The following is a 5,303-nucleotide window of genomic DNA, read 5'->3' as shown; positions in this document are numbered from 1 at the left end:
AAAAAAAGTACAGATAAGTATTGTGGGATAAAAAAAAGGGTTTTATATTTGCACCCGCTTAAGTGATAAAGTACTTAAGAAAAGAATAAGAAAGTTCATTAACATATTGAATTGACAGCGTAAGAGATATATTGGAAACGATATATTTCAGACAAAAGAATAGACCATTTTGAGTACTGAAATTAAACAATTTCGATTAGTTGTTAAGACATAAGTGGAAACACTTAAAAATTTAACGATGAAGAGTTTGATCCTGGCTCAGGATGAACGCTAGCGGCAGGCCTAACACATGCAAGTCGAACGGTAACATAAAGTGCTTGCACTTTGATGACGAGTGGCGCACGGGTGCGTAACGCGTATACAATCTACCTTTTACAGGAGGATAGCCTTTAGAAATGAAGATTAATACTCCATGGTAATTGACTGTGGCATCACAGACAATTTAAAGCTTCGGTGGTAAAAGATGAGTATGCGTTCTATTAGCTAGATGGTGTGGTAACGGCACACCATGGCAACGATAGATAGGGGCCCTGAGAGGGGGATCCCCCACACTGGTACTGAGACACGGACCAGACTCCTACGGGAGGCAGCAGTGAGGAATATTGGACAATGGAGGCAACTCTGATCCAGCCATGCCGCGTGCAGGAAGACTGCCCTATGGGTTGTAAACTGCTTTTATACAGGAAGAAACATCTCGACGTGTCGAGACTTGACGGTACTGTAAGAATAAGGATCGGCTAACTCCGTGCCAGCAGCCGCGGTAATACGGAGGATCCAAGCGTTATCCGGAATCATTGGGTTTAAAGGGTCCGTAGGTGGATAATTAAGTCAGAGGTGAAAGTCTGCAGCTCAACTGTAGAATTGCCTTTGATACTGGTTATCTTGAGTTATTATGAAGTAGTTAGAATATGTAGTGTAGCGGTGAAATGCATAGATATTACATAGAATACCAATTGCGAAGGCAGATTACTAATAATCAACTGACACTGATGGACGAAAGCGTGGGGAGCGAACAGGATTAGATACCCTGGTAGTCCACGCCGTAAACGATGGTTACTAGCTGTTCGGACTTCGGTCTGAGTGGCTAAGCGAAAGTGATAAGTAACCCACCTGGGGAGTACGTTCGCAAGAATGAAACTCAAAGGAATTGACGGGGGCCCGCACAAGCGGTGGAGCATGTGGTTTAATTCGATGATACGCGAGGAACCTTACCAGGGCTTAAATGTAGAGTGACAGGACTAGAGATAGTTTTTTCTTCGGACACTTTACAAGGTGCTGCATGGTTGTCGTCAGCTCGTGCCGTGAGGTGTCAGGTTAAGTCCTATAACGAGCGCAACCCCTGTTGTTAGTTGCCAGCGATTCAAGTCGGGAACTCTAACAAGACTGCCGGTGCAAACCGTGAGGAAGGTGGGGATGACGTCAAATCATCACGGCCCTTACGTCCTGGGCTACACACGTGCTACAATGGTAGGTACAGAGAGCAGCCACTGCGCGAGCAGGAGCGAATCTATAAAACCTATCACAGTTCGGATCGGAGTCTGCAACTCGACTCCGTGAAGCTGGAATCGCTAGTAATCGCATATCAGCCATGATGCGGTGAATACGTTCCCGGGCCTTGTACACACCGCCCGTCAAGCCATGGAAGCTGGGAGTGCCTGAAGTCCGTCACCGCAAGGAGCGGCCTAGGGTAAAATTAGTAACTAGGGCTAAGTCGTAACAAGGTAGCCGTACCGGAAGGTGCGGCTGGAACACCTCCTTTCTAGAGAAAGACGACTAAGCGAAAAAATGGAAGGAAAGATTTAGTTTATTCTTTTGCTGTTAATTTAAATGATCTATTATAGTAGAGTCTCATAGCTCAGCTGGTTAGAGCGCTACACTGATAATGTAGAGGTCGGCAGTTCGAGTCTGCCTGAGACTACTAACTATAATAATAAAAAGGAAATTCTAGAAGTTGTCAATTCTAAATTCATAATTCTGAATACATCATTCTGAATTTTAAATAGGGGAATTAGCTCAGCTGGCTAGAGCGCCTGCCTTGCACGCAGGAGGTCACCGGTTCGACTCCGGTATTCTCCACGATTCTATCTATTTAGGTAGAAAAAAGTTCATTGACATATTGAAAAAAGATACATAAAAATAGTACAACATTAATTTGTTGTACAGAATCGTAATTAATTAAAGTTTACGAGCTTTTGATTAATTATAAACTCATTAAAAAGACAAAAAGTACAATAAGCTACATAAGAGCGTATGGGGAATGCCTAGGCTCTCAGAGGCGATGAAGGACGTGATAAGCTGCGAAAAGCTGCGGGGATTGGCACATACAAATCGATCCGCAGATATCCGAATGGGGCAACCCAGCATATTGAAGATATGTTATCCGTAAGGAGGCGAACCCGGAGAACTGAAACATCTAAGTACCCGGAGGAGAAGAAAACAAAAGTGATTCCGATAGTAGCGGCGAGCGAACTCGGATTAGCCCAAACCAGTGTTGTTACGGCAACATTGGGGTTGTAGGACCACGACATTTGATGCGTAATGAATTAGAACACTTTGGAAAGAGTGACCATAGAGGGTGATAGTCCCGTATAAGTAAAGATCGTTATTGATAGTGGTATCCTGAGTAGTGCGGGGCACGTGTAACCCTGTATGAATTTGGCGGGACCATCCGTTAAGGCTAAATACTCCTGAGAGACCGATAGTGAACTAGTACCGTGAGGGAAAGGTGAAAAGAACCTTGAATAAAGGAGTGAAAAAGATCCTGAAACCATACGCTTACAAGCGGTCGGAGCCCTTTGGGGTGACGGCGTGCCTTTTGCATAATGAGCCTACGAGTTACCGTTGCTAGCAAGGTTAAGGACTTCAGGTCCGCAGCCGTAGCGAAAGCGAGTCTGAATAGGGCGCTTTAGTTAGTAGTGGTAGACGCGAAACCGTGTGATCTACCCATGGGCAGGGTGAAGCTGTGGTAACACACAGTGGAGGCCCGAACCGGTTGACGTTGAAAAGTCTTCGGATGACCTGTGGGTAGGGGTGAAAGGCCAATCAAACTCGGAAATAGCTCGTACTCCCCGAAATGCATTTAGGTGCAGCGTTGATTTATAGTTTTATAGAGGTAGAGCTACTGATTGGATGCGGGGGCTTCACCGCCTACCAATTCCTGACAAACTCCGAATGCTATAAAATGTTAATCAGCAGTGAGGGCATGGGTGCTAAGGTCCATGTCCGAGAGGGAAAGAACCCAGACCATCAGCTAAGGTCCCCAAATGTATGTTAAGTTGAATAAACGAGGTTGAACTGCTTAGACAGCTAGGATGTTGGCTTGGAAGCAGCCATTCATTTAAAGAGTGCGTAACAGCTCACTAGTCGAGCGGTTCGGCATGGATAATAATCGGGCATAAACATACTACCGAAGCTATGGACTTGAAAAAGTGGTAGGGGAGCATTGTAGTGTCGTCGAAGGTGTACTGCGAGGTATGCTGGAGAAGCTACAAAAGAAAATGTAGGCATAAGTAACGATAATGCGGGCGAGAAACCCGCACACCGAAAGACTAAGGTTTCCTCAGCTATGCTAATCAGCTGAGGGTTAGTCGGGACCTAACGCGAACCCGAAAGGGGAAGTGGATGGACAACAGGTTAATATTCCTGTACCTGCTCACGTTAAAAGTGACGGAGGCGTATATTTGGTGCGTGCTGACGGAAATGCACGTTGAAGCCAGTGGTAACACGGCGATAGTACACTGAGACTACGGTCAAGGTGATAATCCAGAGAAGCGACTTCCAAGAAAAGCGAGTGAAGCAGCCCGTACCCTAAACCGACACAGGTAGTTGGGATGAGAATTCTAAGGTGCTCGAGAGATTCATGGCTAAGGAACTAGGCAAAATCGGCCCGTAACTTCGGGAGAAGGGTCGCCCATCTTCGGATGGGCCGCAGTGAAAAGGTCCAGGCGACTGTTTATCAAAAACACAGGGCTCTGCTAAATCGAAAGATGATGTATAGGGCCTGACACCTGCCCGGTGCTGGAAGGTTAAGTGGAGGGTTTAGCTTCGGCGAAGATCTGAAATGAAGCCCCAGTAAACGGCGGCCGTAACTATAACGGTCCTAAGGTAGCGAAATTCCTTGTCGGGTAAGTTCCGACCTGCACGAATGGTGTAACGATCTGGACACTGTCTCAGCCATGAGCTCGGTGAAATTGTAGTATCGGTGAAGATGCCGATTACCCGCAGTGGGACGAAAAGACCCCGTGAACCTTTACTATAGCTTAGTATTGGCTTTGGATAAGTAATGTGTAGGATAGGTGGGAGACTTTGAAGCGGCGTCGCTAGGCGTTGTGGAGTCATTGTTGAAATACCACCCTTTGCTTATCTAGAGTCTAACCTCTTTCAGAGGGACAGTGCTTGGTGGGTAGTTTGACTGGGGTGGTCGCCTCCAAAAGAGTAACGGAGGCTTCTAAAGGTTCCCTCAGCACGCTTGGTAACCGTGCGTAGAGTGCAATGGCATAAGGGAGCTTGACTGAGAGACATACAGGTCGATCAGGTACGAAAGTAGAGCATAGTGATCCGGTGGTTCCGCATGGAAGGGCCATCGCTCAAAGGATAAAAGGTACTCCGGGGATAACAGGCTGATCTCCCCCAAGAGCTCACATCGACGGGGGGGTTTGGCACCTCGATGTCGGCTCGTCACATCCTGGGGCTGGAGAAGGTCCCAAGGGTTGGGCTGTTCGCCCATTAAAGTGGCACGCGAGCTGGGTTCAGAACGTCGTGAGACAGTTCGGTCTCTATCTACTGTGGGCGTTAGAAATTTGAGTGGATCTGACTCTAGTACGAGAGGACCGAGTTGGACTAACCTCTGGTGTACCAGTTGTTCCGCCAGGAGCATTGCTGGGTAGCTACGTTGGGAAAGGATAAGCGCTGAAAGCATATAAGCGCGAAACCTACCACAAGATGAGATTTCTTTAAAGGGTCGTGGAAGATGACCACGTTGATAGGCTATAGGTGTAAAGGCAGTAATGTCATAGCCGAGTAGTACTAATAACCCATAGGCTTATTGTACGCCTGTTTTTTTTAGAGTTACAATATATTTTTATGTCGTTTTTTTTCAATATGTTATTATATACGGTTAAGTAGTTATACTACACACACCGAAAGATTTAAGGTGATTATAGCGATGGGGCTCACCTCTTACCATTCCGAACAGAGAAGTTAAGCCCATTTGCGCCGATGGTACTGCAATCGTGGGAGAGTAGGTCGTCGCCTTTTTTGAAACCCTTTATAGTGTTTAACTGTAAAGGGTTTTTTTTATATCC

Annotated in this window: 2 tRNA genes and 3 rRNA genes; all 5 read left to right on the top strand. The window is 46.3% G+C overall.

From position 1 onward, the window contains the following. The first annotated feature begins 235 nt into the window (after nucleotides 1-235). The 5 genes from Q0951_RS16965 (at nucleotide 236) to rrf (ending at nucleotide 5,256) form a co-directional block, all read left to right on the top strand. Nucleotides 236-1,759 (top strand): 16S ribosomal RNA (locus Q0951_RS16965). 85 nt (nucleotides 1,760-1,844) lie between these two features. After that, nucleotides 1,845-1,918 (top strand) — tRNA-Ile (locus Q0951_RS16960). An 84-nt stretch (nucleotides 1,919-2,002) separates the two neighbouring features. Continuing rightward, a tRNA-Ala gene (locus Q0951_RS16955) sits at nucleotides 2,003-2,076 on the top strand. 153 nt (nucleotides 2,077-2,229) lie between these two features. Further along, nucleotides 2,230-5,049, top strand: a 23S ribosomal RNA gene (locus Q0951_RS16950). Between the two features lie 99 nt (nucleotides 5,050-5,148). After that, nucleotides 5,149-5,256 (top strand): 5S ribosomal RNA (gene rrf / locus Q0951_RS16945). The 16S, 23S and 5S rRNA genes sit together here with 2 tRNA genes alongside, the layout of an rRNA operon. Nucleotides 5,257-5,303 lie beyond the last annotated feature (47 nt).

Origin of the sequence: uncultured Psychroserpens sp. (genome assembly GCF_947501425.1) — a bacterium.
Taxonomy (GTDB): domain Bacteria; phylum Bacteroidota; class Bacteroidia; order Flavobacteriales; family Flavobacteriaceae; genus Psychroserpens.
The sequence above is the reverse complement of the archived record's forward strand: the minus strand, read 5'-3'. Positions and strand labels throughout refer to the sequence as shown.